This is a genomic window from Paenibacillus guangzhouensis, assembly GCF_009363075.1.
Classification (GTDB): domain Bacteria; phylum Bacillota; class Bacilli; order Paenibacillales; family Paenibacillaceae; genus Paenibacillus_K; species Paenibacillus_K guangzhouensis.
Genome location: NZ_CP045293.1, coordinates 745898 through 762641, shown reverse-complemented (window position 1 = coordinate 762641; position 16744 = coordinate 745898). Strand labels below are relative to the sequence as shown.

The window sequence follows — 16744 nt, the reverse complement described above, 5'->3', positions numbered from 1 at the left end:
GGCAAAAGCCCAGTGAAAAATTCACTAGGCTTTACGCATGGCTGCAAAAACTTGTCCATCTAACTTGTCAGCAGCACGTTTATCATAGGTTTTCTCATAAGCAGGCATCACCGAAATTCGTGCGCCATAGAACATCGCATCACGAACGGTGTCGACCTTCACTTCAATACAGACGAGCTTAATCGGCACTTCGGCAAGTGGAGAAGCGATGACCTCACTTGTCCCATATACCGCATGAAGAGACCCTTCACTAAATATCGATATTGTAACTTTTGGGTTTTGCGTCACATTTGCAATTAGTCTAGAACGCTGATCAATTGCGAATCGCAACGTCTTGTTGTCTACAGCGTATACCCATGAGATCGCATTTGTCGTTGGACCGCCGGTCTCGGCATCAACCGTACTTAATAAGACGAAGGATTCCTGTTCTAATTGCTTCAGCAAAGCGTCGGATAGTGATACAATCACTTCTGCCATGGGCCCCTAGCCTCCTATAACTTCAATTGCTATAAGATTGAACAACCTCTAATTATATGTTCAAAAAGTCGGCTTATTAGCACCGAGAAGGTTGCTTGAAAATGAAGAAGGAGGAGCGGAGTTTAGGCAAAACCTAAATGAGCACCGGACTTCGAGTTTGAATGCAAGATTCGATGTCGAAATCTCTCCTTGTTCATGCTACGTGATCATAAGATGACTTTTTGAACAACCTCTAATTAATTATATGATATCACAGGAAGAAACTTGCATCTACTAGCAGAAATGCCTACGCCCGATAAAGTTGCGTCATGGTTGAAGTGTAAGCTGCTGCTTCAACGCTTGCTTAGCCGCTTCGAATTTATCATCATCGAGATAGACATAAGGGCTTTTCCATTTTCCCTCAATCGGAATGAATTGAATATTATCCTTATTCATCGTGATGTATGTCGTAATCATATCTTTGATTTGCTCTTTCTGAATATCCATCTTCAGGTTCTTACCGACAGATTCAATAATGGCCGGCACCTTCGTCAACCCATCGAAGCTCTGCAGCTTACGCATCATTTCGTGCAGCACTTCGCTTTGTCTCCGGTTCCGATCGAAGTCGCTTGAGCCTTTCGTTGGGTTCTTCGTGTTCGACTTCCGATAACGAACGAAATTGAGCGCATCCTCGCCATTTAAGGTCTGGAAGCCTTGTTTCAAATTAATGTTCGTGCCGTCAGCTTTATCGATATAACGCATGTCCATGTCGACATTCACATCGACACCGCCTAGCGCATCAACCACATCACTGAAGCCCTTAAAATTGATCATCGCAACATAGTCGATTGGAATATCCAAATATTTGCCAACCATTTCCTTGATCTCATCATTGGCTGTGTCCTTATTCTTCGAACGAAAAGCTGCATAATAGCTATTAATCTTGTGAGACTTATAACCGCGAAGCTCTACCTTCGTATCCCGAGGAATCGATACGACCGTCGCACTCTTCTTCTCTGGATTTAAGGTCGCCACCATAAAGACATCAGTATTCAGTCCGCCCGACTCTTCCCGTGTATCCACCCCTAGGAGCAGGATCGATACCGGCTTCACCTTAGCGGATTCTTCCGGAGGAAGTGGCTTCTCATCGACGACCGTCGAAATATTATCCAATTCCTTATCTGCCTTATAGGCGACATAACCAACATAGACACAGGCCGCTAGAATACCGACAATGAGCAGAATGCCTAGTGTCTTAAGCGTGGTTCGCACAGGACTCTTCGGCTTCACCTGCTTCTTCTTCGTCGTCTGAGCGCTGCGTCTCCGTTTAGGGCCCTCCCTCGGCGGGAGTCCAGTAGCTGGATTCATTCTCAACAACACCTTTTCAAATGCTAAATCAGTAATTATTCGTTGTATTTCGGGTTCGAGTTTATGTCATGAAGCAACTGTTCAGCGGATTCGCGTGGAACCATTTGTTTCTTTGCTTTTCCATCGATTACATACTTGATATGTACCATCGTATCGTCAACCATGACGATATCAAATTCAGTCATGCCATGATCCTCTTGCAATATCGTAGCGAAGAACTGCACCGTATCTTCTGCTGCGCGATCATCTGGTCTGGCGTCTGCAACCATTCGAATTTGAAGCCAATTAAACAAGGCATCCTGCAGCTTCATTCCTTATTCCCCTTTCAACCGTTGACTATAGCTTACTTGCCATCCGTAGAGGGTTGTCCAGCGCTTTTACGCTTCTGGCGCGCTTCGACGAAATATCGAATGCGCACCATCAGCATAAGAGCAACTGCCACCGTTAGACAAGGAATAATGGGTAATTTATCAATTTGAAACACGAGCAGCACAAATGCCGCAACCGCAATCATCAAATAGATGACAAGGTCTTTAAGAATCGGCAATTTCCGAACACGAAACACTTTATTAAAGATATACACCAAGAAACAATAGATGATTAGAAAAGATATAATCGGATGCGCAGCAAACCAGTCATGAAACATGCTGTTCACTCCTCTTTCTTGATTAAATAAATACTTCGATTCATGCTGCCCGCGTGGAATTCAAATTCACACTTACAGGTTCGCTTCAGCCATTTTGCGGTGTTTCTCCGCACGTTCGCGTTCATTCTTGTTCAGAATTTTTTTACGAAGACGAATGGACTTCGGCGTAATTTCACAATACTCATCATCGTTCAAGTATTCTAGTGCTTGCTCAAGCGTGTACAGACGAGGAGTTTTCATCTTCACGGTATCATCTTTACCTGCAGAACGAATGTTGTTCAATTGTTTTTCTTTACAGATATTCACGATAATATCGTTATCACGTGTGTGTTCACCCACGATCATGCCTTCATATACTTCTGAACCTGGCTGTAGGAATAGAATTCCACGATCCTCGATCGAGAGAATACCATACAGTGTCGACGTACCGTTCTCACTGGATACTAATACGCCTTGGTGACGTCCGCCAACTTGACCTGTAACAAGCGGTCCATAGCTATCGAATGCATGGTTCATAATGCCGTATCCACGCGTCAATGTAAGGAAGTTCGTACGGTATCCGATTAATCCACGAGCAGGGATCAAGAACTCAAGACGTACTTGGCCATTACCATGGTTAATCATGTTGACCATTTCCGCTTTACGTGATCCAAGGCTCTCCATAACAGAACCCATGCTCTCTTCTGGAATGTCGATTAACAAACGTTCGATTGGCTCCATTTTCACGCCGTCTTCAACGCGGATGATAACTTCTGGCTTGGAGACTTGAAGCTCGAAGCCTTCGCGACGCATATTTTCGATCAGAATCCCTAAGTGAAGCTCACCGCGTCCTGATACGATGAATGCATCTGGGCTATCTGTCTCATCGACACGCAAACTTACATCTGTTTCAAGCTCTTTGAATAGACGCTCACGAAGTTTACGGGACGTAACCCATTTTCCTTCACGACCTGCGAATGGGCTGTTGTTAACGATAAATGTCATTTGAAGCGTTGGCTCATCGATTTTGAGGACTGGCAATGCTTCTGGGTTCGCTGGATCTGCAATGGTCTCACCAATGTTGATGTCCTTGATACCTGCGATTGCGATAATATCGCCTGCACCCGCTTCTTCGACTTCAATACGCTTCAAGCCTTGGAAACCGAACAATTTCTCGATACGTGCTTGCTTCATCTGGCCCTCACGTGTCATCACGGCAACCGGTTGGCCTTGACGAATCGTTCCGCGGTTCACGCGACCAATCGCAATACGACCCAAATATTCATTATAATCCATTAATGTTACGAGGAACTGAAGCGGAAGTGTTACATCCTCCGTAGGCGCAGGGATGTGGCTAGTAATCGTATCATAGAGGGCAAGCATGTTCTCATCTTGCTTCTCCGGATCCAAGCTGGATGTCCCGTTCAATGCAGACGCGTAGACAACAGGGAAATCCAATTGATCATCATTGGCACCTAGCTCGATGAAGAGCTCCAATACTTCGTCAATAACTTCAGCTGGACGAGCGTTCGGACGGTCAATTTTGTTCACGACAACAATTGGCGTTAGATTACTCTCAAGCGCTTTACGAAGTACGAACTTTGTCTGTGGCATACATCCTTCGAATGCATCGACGACGAGGAGTACACCATCGACCATTTTCATGATCCGCTCTACTTCACCGCCGAAGTCCGCATGGCCTGGTGTATCCATGATGTTAATTAAGAACTCTTTATACGTGATAGCTGTATTTTTCGCCAAAATCGTAATGCCGCGTTCACGCTCAATATCACCGGAGTCCATCGCACGTTCTGTGACTTGCTCGTTTTCACGGAATGTTCCCGATTGCTGCAACAACTTATCGACGAGGGTCGTTTTCCCGTGGTCAACGTGCGCGATAATAGCGATATTACGAATGTTTTCTCTTGAATGCATAAGAAATGTTCAAATCCTTTCAATATCTTAAATTTAATTGTAACTCCATTGGGTGTTTTACACAAAATAAGCGCCAGGCAAAATGCCGACGCTTGACATATCCCTTTAATTATACGGAATTGTATAAAAAATGCAAACTGAATTTTGCGTCATGCAAGGATTACCATTTGCTTTTCCGTTTCCAGAAGACGAGTACAAGCCCAACAACAATTAGACCGATTGCGATGAAATAGATCCCAATCGTCCACAGCATCGTCGCTGCCAAGAAAACGACAGTGATGATCGCTAAGATCAACGAGGCGATATATGCGCCATGAGGCCGATCCTGACTAAATACATAATATTCATACAATCCTACAGCAACACCGAATATAAAGAACGGCCATAAGTATTGTAGCGATTCCCATCCAGCCAGATTGCAGATGAGAAAAATAAGTCCATACGTCGTTAGTATCCCAGCGGGTATGAGTATTCCTGCAGGCAGCACTCTTGAGAAATATAGGAACTGCAATAGAATGCCGGGTATTAATATAAACAACGGCCAGAACAGTTCACCGATAAAGTTAAATACACCCAGTTTGCCTAGCAAAATCACGATACCTACGAATAAGATACCGATCCCTAGTCCCTGCTGTTTATTCGTCATCCCCTTACCCCCATTCCATATATTCAATTGGACAAGACAAAAAGCGACAGATTCTACCTTTAGTTTATCTGAACTTTCTAAAAAAAACCACCGCCGCACAAAAAAAATTCCGCAGGCGCTTCTCCTGCAGAAATGAAAATTAATGGGAATAAGACTGTCTGCGTTTGAATGCAAGTCCAATGGCAATAACAATAAAAGCCAGAAGCACAGGAAGAACAATATACAACACAGGCGCCCAATCACGGAATATCCATTCTTGCATTTTTCGGTCCTCCATGAGCATTTGCCCTGCCGTGAATCCAAGAATGCCTGAACCGAGGTAGATCAGCACCGGATACCGATGAAGCAAGTTCATGATCATCGTGCTTCCCCAGACGATAATGGGAATACTTAGTGCAATCCCGATAATAATGAGCGGGAAATCGCCTTTGGCTACGGCTGCGATCGCGAGCACATTATCTAGACTCATCACGAAATCAGCAATCAGAATCGTCTGAACCGCCATCCATAGGCTCGAAGCCGATTTCACGCGACCCAGGTCATCTTCATCGATCAGCAGTTTGATTGCAATATAGAGCAATAAACAAGAACCGATCGCCTGGATTAAGGGAATGTCGAGGAGCAACATCGCGGCAACGGTGAGGATACACCGAAGAATGACAGCGCCAAAAGCCCCCCACCACACCGCTTTTCTACGCTGTGACACGGGCAGGTTCTTACTTGCCATGGCAATTACAACCGCATTGTCACCGCTCAGAACCATATTAATAATCAATATTTCGAGTAGTAGAAATAAATTTTCCAACAGCTCACCCCCCTTTTACACTTGTATGTAGAAGTGAGTCAAGCTATGCTTAAATATGGACCCTTGCCTGGACTTGAATTCGAGCCCATATATTTTCAATAAGTGCATGAAGGGTAGACAGAGGAGTGATAGACGTGGAATTATTTAGTTTAGAGTTTTTCATCGCACTCGCCAACATCGTATTCGTTGACCTGCTCCTCGCAGGTGATAATGCGATCGTTATCGGTATGGCAGCGCGCAACCTTGATGTAAACCAGCAAAAGAAAGCGATCATTTTCGGTACATTAGGTGCTGTTCTAATCCGCATCTTCGCTACAATTATCGTCGTAAAGCTGCTGCAAATCCCGTGGTTATTGCTTGTTGGCGGGCTTCTGCTGTTATGGATCTCCATCAAGCTACTAGCTGATCATAAAGAAGAAGAAAACATAAAGCCCGGTACGTCACTAATGGCAGCCGTCTGGACGATCATCGTCGCTGACGCTGCAATGGGTCTTGATAATGTCATCGCCGTCGCTGGCGCAGCTCAAGGACATACGTTACTCGTCGCAATCGGTCTGATTATCAGTGTGCCGATCGTCGTATGGGGCAGTACCGTTTTCATTCGCCTCATCGATCGTTTCCCCTGGATCATCTATTTTGGTTCCGCTGTATTAGCATATAACGCAGCGAAGATGATTACAGAGGAGAAAAAAATACATCCGTTTTTCGCAGAATCTCCCGTCCTCAAATGGACGTTCATATTGATTATCGTTGTGATCGTTCTACTCGTTGGCAGAATGCTCAAGAATGCCCAACATCGGCGTGAGCAGCAAAGTGCGTAATTCGCCGTGTAATACGAAACACAAAGGGCATCCCATAGGGATGCCCTTTTGTTCATTCATCTAATACCTAGAACCAACGATCTTCATCGATCAGCTTCGTTGTTGGCTCATCACTCTTCAGCTCCACAGAAGCTGATTCCTGGTGTTCGTTGTTCTCATCGATTTCGTCTCGCAGAACGATCGTCTCCGTATGGTTAACCGCTTCATCGATCAACGCATCAAGGCCTTCGATGTGCGCTTCAATCTGTTCTACGATTCTCAAATTCGGGTTCGTTGCCGGGGATTTCGGCACAAACAATGTACAGCAATCCTCATAAGGCAGGATGGAAAGATCATAGGTTCCGATTTTTACCGAAATATCAATGATCTCATTCTTATCCATCATGACAAGCGGTCTAAGCAGCGGAATATCCGTTGCTCTGCCAATGACATTCATAGATCCTAACGTCTGGCTCGCCACTTGCCCGAGGCTATCTCCGGTTACTAGCGCCATCGCACGATGCTGTTCCGCAAGCTTTGTCGCGATTCGAAGCATCGCACGGCGCATCAACGTAATAATCAAATTATCATGACCAACCTGTGTAAATCTTGTCTGAATCTCTGTAAAAGGAACCATATGCACTTTAATCTTGCCTGCGAAGCCTGCAAGTACCTTAGCCAGGTCAAGCACCTTCTGCTGCGCGCGTTCGCTAGTAAACGGATAACTGTGAAAATGAACACATTCGATCTCAAGCCCTCTGCGAAGTGCAGACCACCCTGCCACAGGACTGTCAATCCCTCCAGATAACAAGAGCATCGCTTTTCCATTCGAACCAAGCGGGAATCCACCTACCGCTTCAACGACTTCATGATAAATATAGGTACCATCTTGGCGAATCTCGATTCGCAGATCTACGACAGGATCGTTCACGTTAACTTTCAATGCAGGGAATGTACGAAGAATCGGTGTTCCGATCAGATGGTTCATTTCCTGAGAGCCATGTGGGAACCCTTTCCATACGCGCCTAGCGCTGACCTTAAATGGAATGATCGCTTCTTGCCCATGACGCTCCATCACTTCATGCATAAATTCTAGCGCTATCGCTTGGATATCCTCCAGCACCGATTCCGCCCGCTTCACAAGGCAAATCGAATTGATCCCGAAGACATTCTTGAGTCTCGTAATCACTTGATCCGCATCTAATCCATGAAGCTCTACATAGATACGACCATACTCCTTACGAACTTCAACTTCCGGGAACTCCGCCACAAGTCGACGTACATGGCTTAATGCCGTATTTTCGAACCTTGTCCGATTCTTGCCTTTCAGCGTGACTTCGCCGAAACGAAGAATTAACATATCGTATTTCATGTACCTTATTATCCCCTCTCGAGCGGCTTCAACTTCGTTACAATCGTGCGGAGCGCCGCTTCTAATGTTGCAATATCTTGTTCGCTATGTTCCGCAGCTAGACTGATTCGGATCCCACCAGCAGCACGAGCTTCATTGCAGCCCATCGCGAGGAGCACGCGGCTTGGCTTTAGATCCTTGGAAGAACAAGCCGATTGCGTGGACGCCATAATGCCGAATTCTTCAAGCATATGAATCATGACTTCCGGCTTCATGCCTGGGTAAGAGAAATGGACGATATGGGGTGCTGCGCGTTCTGTATCTCTTCCTGAGTTCAAGACCAAAGCCGGGATCGAATCTATTACCTGAATCAGTTGATTTCTCAGCTTCAGCATAATCTCTACCGATTCTGCTTGACGTTCTGTCGTCATCCGAATGGCCTTCGCCATCGCGACAATACTCGGTACATTCAAGGTGCCGGGGCGTAATCCGCGCTCTTGTTCTCCACCCGCATAAATGGGTTGCAGCTGTATACCCTCACGGCAGTATAGTAAACCAACACCTTTAGGCCCTTTAACTTTATGCGCTGAGATGCTGTAGAGGTCTACGCCCCACTCCTTCAACTGAACAGGCGCCTTGCCGAGTCCCTGAACGCCATCGACATGGAAAATAATCCGAGGATAGTCACGTAATAATTGGCCAATCTCAGCGATCGGTTGAATGCTCCCCATTTCATTATTCACATGCATGATGCTCACGAGGATCGTCTGTTCAGTGATAGCTGCTCTTAAATCCTCGATCCGGATACAGCCGAATGTATCAACAGGCAAATAGGTCACTTCGAAGCCCTGACGCTGCATGAGCCGACAGCATTCATAGACAGAAGAATGCTCGATGCCTGTTGTAATAATATGATTCCCACGGCTTTTCTTCTTGAGAGCCGCACCCTGAATTGCGATATTGTTGCTCTCTGTGGCGCCCGATGTGAATAGAATTTCACCTGGATTTACTTTTAATGCCGACGCAATCACCTCACGGGCTCTTGTCACCAGTTTCTCCGCTGCAAGACCAGCCTGATGAATGGATGAAGGATTGCTGTATTGCATGCGCATCACTTCACTTAATGTCTGAACGACTTCATCGTAGGGTGGTGTTGAAGCACAATGATCAAAATATAACACTGTTGTTCATCCTCTCCTGCGGGTGCTTAACCCATCCCGTGTGATATACATAGAAAAGGATCAAAGAACGAGGAGGCCCTCATTTTGATCCGTCATTGAATCCATATCTTGTTTATCGATGTTGATCAACAATCTTCGTCTAATTACACTGTAACAGCTTGGAGTGCGTTATCGATTTTACGCAGATAATTCTGTGTCTCTTGAGGCAGTAAATGAAGCTTAGCCATCAAATCTTCTTCCGTCTTAATACCAAGACGTGCCAGACGATTCGGTCCACCATTGTAAGCCGCAAGCGCCAGCTTCTCTTGTCCATCGAATCGACGCAATTGATAACTAAGATAGCGTGTACCGCCGTCAATACTTTGTGCAGGATCAAACGAATTACTTACACCAAGACCGCGAGCTGTTGCATCCATAAGCTGCATCAGCCCCTTCGCCCCTGCAGAAGATACTGTATCCGGGTTGAAAGAAGACTCGACTTTAATGACTGCTTTTATCAAGGCTTCGCTAATGCCATACTTCTGACTGGCCTTCCGAATAAGATCGTCATACTCCGTTGTAATCGTAGGCTGCTGAGTACTCCAATCGCTCATGCCATCCGTAGCGGTCGATGATGCCTGTCCCATTGCTGGATACAAACTGGCGAGTGCGCTTAAATTCAAGTTCGAAGTCGTAGAAGAGTCATCTGTGAGTCCCTCAGCACCCATCAGCAATTGCTCGAGCATAGCGCCAAAATCATTACTTGAACCCTGTGGAACCGTCGTACTCTCCAATGCGGTACCTGTCAAATCAATATTGTTCACTACTTGCATCTGAATCATTTGCTTCATCAAGCGCGGATCGATTTGCATCATTTCTCCCCATTCTGATTGATATGCGTTCCAAAAAAGTCAACTTTGTTATTATTGTACACTTTTTCGATGTCTAGAACCACTATTTTTCGACATAAAATAACTTTATCTGCACATAAAAAACAACGAGACGACCCATCAGTCGCCTCGCTGCTCGAATTACCTTATAAAGAATGCAAATACAAAAAATGCAATACCACCTAGAATCATCGACCAAGTGCCTAATCCCCGCTGGCCTTGCTGGAAAGCATAGAAGCCAAGGATTGCAGCCGTCGGTCCCATAATAACGGGCCAGAAGAACAAGGAAGCGATCGCAAATACGAGGGCAATCCAACCCAAACTTACTCCTGCGCCTGCATCGGCGTCTGAATCTTCACGCGCACGCGCTGTACGCCCCATATCGTCCTTCTCTACCCAAGCACCGGGTGCAACCTCAGCACCGTATTCTTCTCGGTCATTGATGTCGCGATGTTCATCCTTCAAATGACGGGATCCGTGACGTTTCTTCTTCACTTGGATTCACCCGCTTTAGGTTTGAACGTATGGCAGCAAGTGACAGAAGAAGTAGGCGCTGACTCAGGCGACTTCGAACCGAAGTCTGCAGCAAATTCGGCATCATATTGCGCTTGTGCATTCGCATCCACGTCAATGATGATGGATTGTGCCTGACATTTGTTCCCTGCAGCCCAATAGCTGCAGTTCGCAACACTACATTTTACAACTGGTTTGGTTGTTGTCATCATTTATCACCCCAACTACAAGTTACCCTGTATTGAGGTGCACTAAACAAGTAAATATTAGAGGTCTTTCAAAAAATCGACTGATCGATTTTCGATTTATATTTTCTGATTCTGCATGCGACGTTGTGTTAAATAGTCACTTTCATAATAAGTGAGGTCTTCACGCAGCTCTTCATATACTTTGCTGAGTTCCAAGATAATCTCACGAGCCAATCGAATCGGCTTCTTGCTGAAGCGAATGGCATCTTGTCCTGTATAAGCATACCGTCCGTCTTCCGAATAACATTCGTTCTTCGGATAATAGAAGCTGTTCACACAGCGATGATACACATCATATAAAGCCTTCTCGCCAAAATCGACATCGAATGTCGCACGTCTAAGCGCTACACCGAGCGCCTCATAAGAAACTTCAGAGAATACGAGCAAATGCCGCATGTCAGACAAATATCCTTGGTAGAATTCGGTCATTTCTTGATTATCTTCCACTAATTTCGCGAGTGAATACTCATTCAAGAAGCTCTCCATCTGCTTAATCACAAGCTTTAATTTATCTCTTGTTGATTCACAAAGTTGCTTCACATTGGCTGCTGACATATATGGCTCCCCCTTAGCAAATGTTCCATCTAAATCCTACCATAAATCATTTGGAAACGGTACTCTTTTCCTGTCGAATAAAATAACACCCCGTGCTCCAATCTAAGATAAGAATAGACTAATCAGGACAACGGAGGGATTACTTATGCGGCGAGGCCTTATCGCCTTTTTATTCGTGATCGGGATTGGGGCGCTTCTATACCCCATCATATCATCTAACAACTCGAAATCCAAAGCCCCACAGCCAGCACCTTACGCTGCACCTCATGTTAATGTGAAGCAAGAGAAAAACATGAAACAGATGGTGCTGCAAAATGACGTAAAATTAACGGAAAAGATGTGCAAAATCGATTGCAATCACCATCTCCATCAAATGCTTCAAGATCTGGACAAAGCAACACCTGCACGTATTCAATCCTATGCTGCTAAACTGCAGAAAGACCATCAGCACATGGCTTATCTCGTCTGGATGGACGGCAAAAAACAGCACGTTTATGGTCAATTACCGCCAAATTTACACCCTGAAGCAAAGTCTCAATTGGAACAAGAAATTAAAACCGCTAAGCAAAAGGTCGAACAGCGCCAGAAATATGAAACGACGCCAGCATTGAAAGGAAACCATAAATACCTTGTTCTTGGCGTTCCTTCCAAAACCAATAAAAATCGCGGCATCGTCGCTGTCATCAATCAAGAAATATTAAATACGGTCAACAAACATCAACGCCGCAACCTTCGCCTCATTCCGTACCCACATGATCATAAGTTCCGGGTCAAGACCGTAGATACGGACGATATGAAAAGTAAACGTGTTACGCAAGGTGAACAGAACGGCGATACAAGCCACTACTATACGAATGAGATCGTTGTCCGCTTCAAACATCAGCCAACGGAGAAGCAGCTGAATCAAATGAAAAAAGACATCCACAGCATTCATATGAAACATGTGGGCTATTCCTATATTTTTAGATCGAGGTATATGTCTGCGGATGAGCTGACGAATTACTTCAAGAAGTGGGATCCCGTCTATATTGAACCCCATTTCTTATATATGACCAATGACGTCGCTGTGAACCCGACAGCCGGAGAACAGCCAAATGACTCGCTTTACAAAGAGTACCAGTGGAATTTGCCAATCATTGATACGAACAAAGGCTGGGGGTTAACAAAGGGCAATAATCAAGTGATTGTCGCCGTAGTGGATACTGGCGTGGACATTCATCATCCAGATTTGAAGGACCAATTACTGAAGGGCTACAATGCGATTGACCCTGGTTCAGACCCGCTTGATGATGTCGGGCACGGCACGCATGTTGCCGGGATTATTGCCGCCAAAGTGAATAACCATGAAGGGATCGCTGGTATGTCTTGGTACAACAAGATATTACCGGTTAAAGTGCTCGACAATTCTGGAGCAGGAACGACCTATTCGGTGGCGCAAGGGATCATCTGGGCAACAGATCATGGCGCGAAGGTGATTAACCTTAGCCTTGGCAACTACGCCGAAGCTAATTTCCTGCATGATGCGATTAAATATGCCTATGACAAGGATGTCGTTGTTATCGCAGCCACAGGTAACGATAATACCGATCAACCTGGATACCCTGCGGCATACCCGGAAGTATTCGCCGTCTCGGCGACGAATAAATCAAAACACCGTGCTTCCTTCTCGAACTTTGGGGATTATGTCGATGTCGTTGCACCTGGTGAAAATATTGCGAGCACGTTCCCGAACAACCAATACGCTGCTCTTTCCGGTACATCAATGGCTTGCCCGCATGTCTCAGCACTAGCAGCGCTTATTCGCTCAGTGAATCCTACCCTCAAAAATACAGAGGTCATGGATCTAATGCGCAAAAGTGTAATCGATTTGGGACCTGCAGGCAGAGACGTGGATTTTGGATTTGGTCAAATCGATGTGGCGAAGGCATTACAAGCTGCCGATCAACAAACGCACACCCTCAATTTCTTTCCTTATTCCGTTAAAAAGTCCATGGATTCAGCAGAAGCAAAATATACTCGCAAATAAATGTCTAAACGAAATAAAACCCGCAAAACACGGTAACGTGTCTTGCGGGTTTTATTTAGCGTGGAAAGCTCGCCATAAGCCGGGTTCTGTACTCACCGTGGTGCGATCGGAGCTACCCTCCCACTTGTGAGTGACAATCATCTATCTAGACCGTACATTACTGCACGGTTCCAGCGACCAACCCAGACGCGCCTCGGGCTAAGGCTGCAGCCTCGAAAGCTGCCAGCGTCTCATTAGGTCTTGCTCCAGATGGGGTTTACCAGGAACGAAGTCACCAGCGTTCCTCGTGGTCTCTTACACCACGGTTCCACCCTTGCCTGATCCGCTTGCGCGGCCATCGGCGGTCCATTTCTGTGGCACTATCCTTCAACTCGCGTTGACTGGACGTTATCCAGCATCCTGCCCTATGGAGCCCGGACTTTCCTCTCGTGAATAAATCACCAGCGATTGTCTGTCAAACTTTCCGACAACATACGTTAGTATACTCGCATTTCCGTCAAAGCACAACCTTTAACTCCTTCCAGAGAAGGTTCAAAAAGTCATCTTTGGATACAAATAAGATTAGATGAATTGGAACGGCTCCGTATTCAGCTCGGATGCGAACACTCGCGTTGCATATTTGTTCTCATCCATCTTCTTTTGCAGCAATACTGCTACGGCTGGCTTGACAATTTTCTCGACATTATGTCCTGGATCAATGATTGCTATGCCTGCCGCAATTGCATCATGAGCCGTATGATAATCAATATCTCCGGTAACAAGGACATCAGCGCCGCGGAACAATGCATGCTTCACATATCGTGAGCCTGAGCCGCCTAATACGGCAACTTTCTTGACCTCACGATTGAGATCACCCACGACGCGAACCTGCGGTACGTTGAAACGTTCTTTTACTCTCGCGACAAGAGCATCGAGCGTCATCGCTTGTTCTAACTTGCCTACACGGCCAAGACCGAAGCTGCGTCCCTTCAAATCCATCCGATAGAGGTCATAGGCGACTTCTTCGTAAGGATGGGCCTTGAGCATCGCCTGAATGACTTTACGCTGAAGGCTCTGCGGAACAATCGTCTCAATGCGAATCTCCGGAACGCGCTCCATCACCCCTTGACTGCCAATGTAAGGATTTGTTCCTTCAAGCGGGACAAATGTACCCGTCCCTTGACTATTGAAACTGCAGTGACTGTAATTACCAATATGACCAGCACCAGCATCCAATACGGCGCGGAGCACTTTATCATGATCCGTCTCAGGTACGAACACGACGAGTTTGAACAATTGATCATTATGAATTTCTTCAAGGCAGGTACACTGCTGCAGTTCGAGCGCATCCGCCATCAAATCGTTCACGCCGCCTTCTGCGGTATCTAGATTCGTATGCGCGATAAATACTGCAATATCATGTTTGATCAATTTTTCATATAATTTGCCCATCGGCGTATCGGTGTTCAATTGCGCGATCGGACGATAGATGATCGCATGATGCGCGATGATCAAATCAACTTCCTTGGCAATCGCCTCATCAACCACTTCATCTGTCACATCCAGTGCGACGAGAATGTTGCGAATCTCCTTATTCAAGGTACCGAGTTGAAGGCCGATTTTATCGCCTTCGACCGCGTAGTGCTTAGGGGCAAATTGCTCCATGTATTGAATTACGGTCTGTCCTTTTGCATACATTGCAGTACCTCCTCAATTTGCTTCACAAGTCCACTAAATGCCTGTTCCTTCTCTCTGGCTTCCTGAGCTTGCGATTGCTTCATAGTCTGAATAATACGTTCGAATTTCTGCCTCTCCGATGCCCATTTTCTTGCGAATGCCTCGTTACGTTCCGTGAGGAGAAAAGGCCCCATCCAAATCATCTGCTCCCTGGATACTGGGATACCGTATGATTCTAATGGATTCTTCGCGTATAGTTCTGCATTTTGGATTTCTGCATTCTCATGACGTACTGCAACAAGAACTTCGTAGAATTTGCCGTCTTCTTCAAGAATATGCTCGTCGATTAATAGCCAATTTTCTTGTAACAACCATGTACGCACGGTATCTTCACCAACGTTAGGCTGCAGAACAAGCCGCTGAACCCCTTGCAGTTTGGATGGATCTGCCGATAAGATCTTTACAATCAGGCTGCCTCCCATCCCTGCGATTGTAATCACATCAACTTCACCCGGTTGAATGACCGCAAGTCCGTCACCGCCGCGTACTTCAATATGATCTTCCAGCTTTTCCTCACGCACTTGCTTGCGTGCAGCTTCGAGTGGGCCATCATTGACTTCACCGGCAATCGCATGGACCGCTTGTCCATTCTGTATTAAATAACAAGGAAGCAGCGCATGATCGGAACCAATATCCGCAACACGAGAGCCTTGTGGTACCTGCCTTGCAATCGTTGTTAATCGTTCTGATAATTTAATAAGTTTCGTCATCTTATACAACCCACACAATCCATTTTTTTCGTAAAGTAAACAGCAGCGCTGCACCGACCACAATTTTGACGAACAACGCTATCTGCGTTAATCCTAATAAGGCTTGATCATATAACATTTGGTGCAGCTCAGGTACGAACCATAATAAAGCGCCTACCAAGAATAACACCGCTGATCCCGTCTTATTCTTATGATGCACATACCAGCTTAACCAGAGCATTACGCCTGAAATCGGAAGCCAGAACAGCTCCATTTCGTACCATGCTGGGTCAGGTACAGAGCGAGTAAGAAATGCGCCGTAGATCAGTAATAGACCTGCCCATCCGCAGAAATGAAGCAGTGGGACACGCAGAAATATACCAATCAACAGCCAAATAATACTGCACCCTATGACAAGGGAGACGACACTTAATTCATTATCTACCTGATGCCAGCGCAGCAGTAACATACCAACGGTAATCATCGTCATGCTGCCAACACCAATCAGCATAAGCCCTGTTGTCTGATTCTTTCGCTTGATCTTCGCTCCAAATCCATAACAACAGACAATAAAAAGGATCCCGGTGAAAATTTGCATTGCCGGTTGAAATCCTTTAAAATGAAGTACAACAAAACAAATCAAGGAAAAAATAACAATTCCAAGCAACCACCGCTTCCAGCTCCATTGCATAACACGATCGGCGCGGAACCAGGAGGATGACTTCGAAGCACTTCCACTTGATTGTTCATCGGGATGATCTTGATATAGATTGAGTAGAAAATCGCAATATTGGTCAGGCAATAATCGGCTTTCACGCCAATGATGAATTTCACGCACAATAATTTTACGTTTATCCAGTTTATCTGCTGACATGGCCCTTTAACCTCTCCCTTATGTGAGAACCGCAGTCGATTGGAGATCCACAATTGCTTCCTTTTTAACAAAAAGACCTACTGCAAA

General features: G+C 45.7%; 18 protein-coding genes and 1 other RNA gene. 2 read left to right on the top strand and 17 right to left on the bottom strand.

What is annotated here, in order from left to right; translation table 11 throughout:
- Window positions 1-24: 24 nt before the first annotated feature.
- From GCU39_RS03160 to GCU39_RS03130, 7 genes are all read right to left on the bottom strand, one after another.
- Complete coding sequence (locus tag GCU39_RS03160) at window positions 25-477, bottom strand: pyridoxamine 5'-phosphate oxidase family protein (RefSeq protein WP_152392177.1); 453 nt, start codon at window positions 475-477, stop codon at window positions 25-27.
- A gap of 306 nt (window positions 478-783) precedes the next feature.
- Window positions 784-1824: an LCP family protein gene (locus tag GCU39_RS03155; protein ID WP_152392176.1), complete on the bottom strand. Its 1041-nt coding sequence runs from the start codon at window positions 1822-1824 to the stop codon at window positions 784-786.
- A gap of 35 nt (window positions 1825-1859) precedes the next feature.
- Window positions 1860-2135: a hypothetical protein gene (locus tag GCU39_RS03150; RefSeq protein ID WP_152392175.1), complete on the bottom strand. Its 276-nt coding sequence runs from the start codon at window positions 2133-2135 to the stop codon at window positions 1860-1862.
- A 32-nt stretch (window positions 2136-2167) separates the two neighbouring features.
- On the bottom strand, window positions 2168-2470 hold the full coding sequence (locus GCU39_RS03145; RefSeq protein WP_152392174.1) for a YlaH-like family protein: 303 nt from the start codon (window positions 2468-2470) through the stop codon (window positions 2168-2170).
- Between the two features lie 72 nt (window positions 2471-2542).
- Complete coding sequence (gene typA / locus GCU39_RS03140; RefSeq protein WP_152392173.1) at window positions 2543-4384, bottom strand: translational GTPase TypA; 1842 nt, start codon at window positions 4382-4384, stop codon at window positions 2543-2545.
- Window positions 4385-4544: 160 nt separating this feature from the next.
- Window positions 4545-5030, bottom strand: coding sequence for a hypothetical protein (locus tag GCU39_RS03135; RefSeq protein ID WP_152392172.1), 486 nt, complete (start codon window positions 5028-5030; stop codon window positions 4545-4547).
- A 139-nt stretch (window positions 5031-5169) separates the two neighbouring features.
- Window positions 5170-5835, bottom strand: coding sequence for a TerC family protein (locus tag GCU39_RS03130; protein ID WP_152392171.1), 666 nt, complete (start codon window positions 5833-5835; stop codon window positions 5170-5172).
- A gap of 134 nt (window positions 5836-5969) precedes the next feature.
- On the opposite strand from GCU39_RS03130, the gene GCU39_RS03125 reads away from it, so the two are divergent.
- Window positions 5970-6656, top strand: a complete 687-nt coding sequence (locus GCU39_RS03125; protein ID WP_407671633.1) for a TerC family protein — start codon at window positions 5970-5972, stop codon at window positions 6654-6656.
- 67 nt (window positions 6657-6723) lie between these two features.
- Here the strand turns inward: GCU39_RS03125 and thiI are convergent, their stop codons facing one another.
- The 6 genes from thiI to GCU39_RS03095 all read right to left on the bottom strand — a co-directional run bounded on the left by thiI (window position 6724) and on the right by GCU39_RS03095 (window position 11352).
- On the bottom strand, window positions 6724-8007 hold the full coding sequence (gene thiI / locus GCU39_RS03120; RefSeq protein ID WP_152392170.1) for a tRNA uracil 4-sulfurtransferase ThiI: 1284 nt from the start codon (window positions 8005-8007) through the stop codon (window positions 6724-6726).
- An 8-nt stretch (window positions 8008-8015) separates the two neighbouring features.
- The gene (locus tag GCU39_RS03115; RefSeq protein ID WP_152392169.1) at window positions 8016-9167 is read right to left on the bottom strand and encodes a cysteine desulfurase family protein; all 1152 of its coding nucleotides are present in this window, start codon (window positions 9165-9167) and stop codon (window positions 8016-8018) included.
- Window positions 9168-9310: 143 nt separating this feature from the next.
- Entirely contained in the window at window positions 9311-10018 is a 708-nt protein-coding gene (locus GCU39_RS03110; RefSeq protein WP_152397063.1) for a lytic transglycosylase domain-containing protein, read from the bottom strand.
- A gap of 159 nt (window positions 10019-10177) precedes the next feature.
- On the bottom strand, window positions 10178-10531 hold the full coding sequence (locus GCU39_RS03105) for a hypothetical protein (protein WP_152392168.1): 354 nt from the start codon (window positions 10529-10531) through the stop codon (window positions 10178-10180).
- The gene (locus GCU39_RS03100) at window positions 10528-10761 is read right to left on the bottom strand and encodes a DUF1540 domain-containing protein (RefSeq protein ID WP_407671632.1); all 234 of its coding nucleotides are present in this window, start codon (window positions 10759-10761) and stop codon (window positions 10528-10530) included. The genes GCU39_RS03105 and GCU39_RS03100 overlap by 4 nt, the downstream gene beginning before the upstream one ends.
- A 93-nt stretch (window positions 10762-10854) precedes the next feature.
- A complete protein-coding gene (locus tag GCU39_RS03095) occupies window positions 10855-11352 on the bottom strand; it encodes a YpuI family protein (RefSeq protein WP_152392167.1) in 498 nt (165 codons plus the stop codon).
- 145 nt (window positions 11353-11497) lie between these two features.
- On the opposite strand from GCU39_RS03095, the gene GCU39_RS03090 reads away from it, so the two are divergent.
- Window positions 11498-13378: a S8 family peptidase gene (locus GCU39_RS03090; protein ID WP_152392166.1), complete on the top strand. Its 1881-nt coding sequence runs from the start codon at window positions 11498-11500 to the stop codon at window positions 13376-13378.
- Window positions 13379-13438: 60 nt separating this feature from the next.
- Here the strand turns inward: GCU39_RS03090 and rnpB are convergent.
- The 4 genes from rnpB to GCU39_RS03070 all read right to left on the bottom strand — a co-directional run bounded on the left by rnpB (window position 13439) and on the right by GCU39_RS03070 (window position 16657).
- Window positions 13439-13841, bottom strand: an RNA gene (gene rnpB / locus GCU39_RS03085) — RNase P RNA component class A.
- A gap of 98 nt (window positions 13842-13939) precedes the next feature.
- Window positions 13940-15055: a Nif3-like dinuclear metal center hexameric protein gene (locus GCU39_RS03080; RefSeq protein WP_152392165.1), complete on the bottom strand. Its 1116-nt coding sequence runs from the start codon at window positions 15053-15055 to the stop codon at window positions 13940-13942.
- Window positions 15031-15804, bottom strand: a complete 774-nt coding sequence (locus tag GCU39_RS03075; protein WP_152392164.1) for a tRNA (adenine(22)-N(1))-methyltransferase — start codon at window positions 15802-15804, stop codon at window positions 15031-15033. Before GCU39_RS03075 ends, GCU39_RS03080 begins: the two co-directional genes overlap by 25 nt.
- 1 nt (window position 15805) lies before the next feature.
- Complete coding sequence (locus GCU39_RS03070; protein WP_152392163.1) at window positions 15806-16657, bottom strand: hypothetical protein; 852 nt, start codon at window positions 16655-16657, stop codon at window positions 15806-15808.
- Between the last annotated feature and the right edge of the window lie 87 nt (window positions 16658-16744).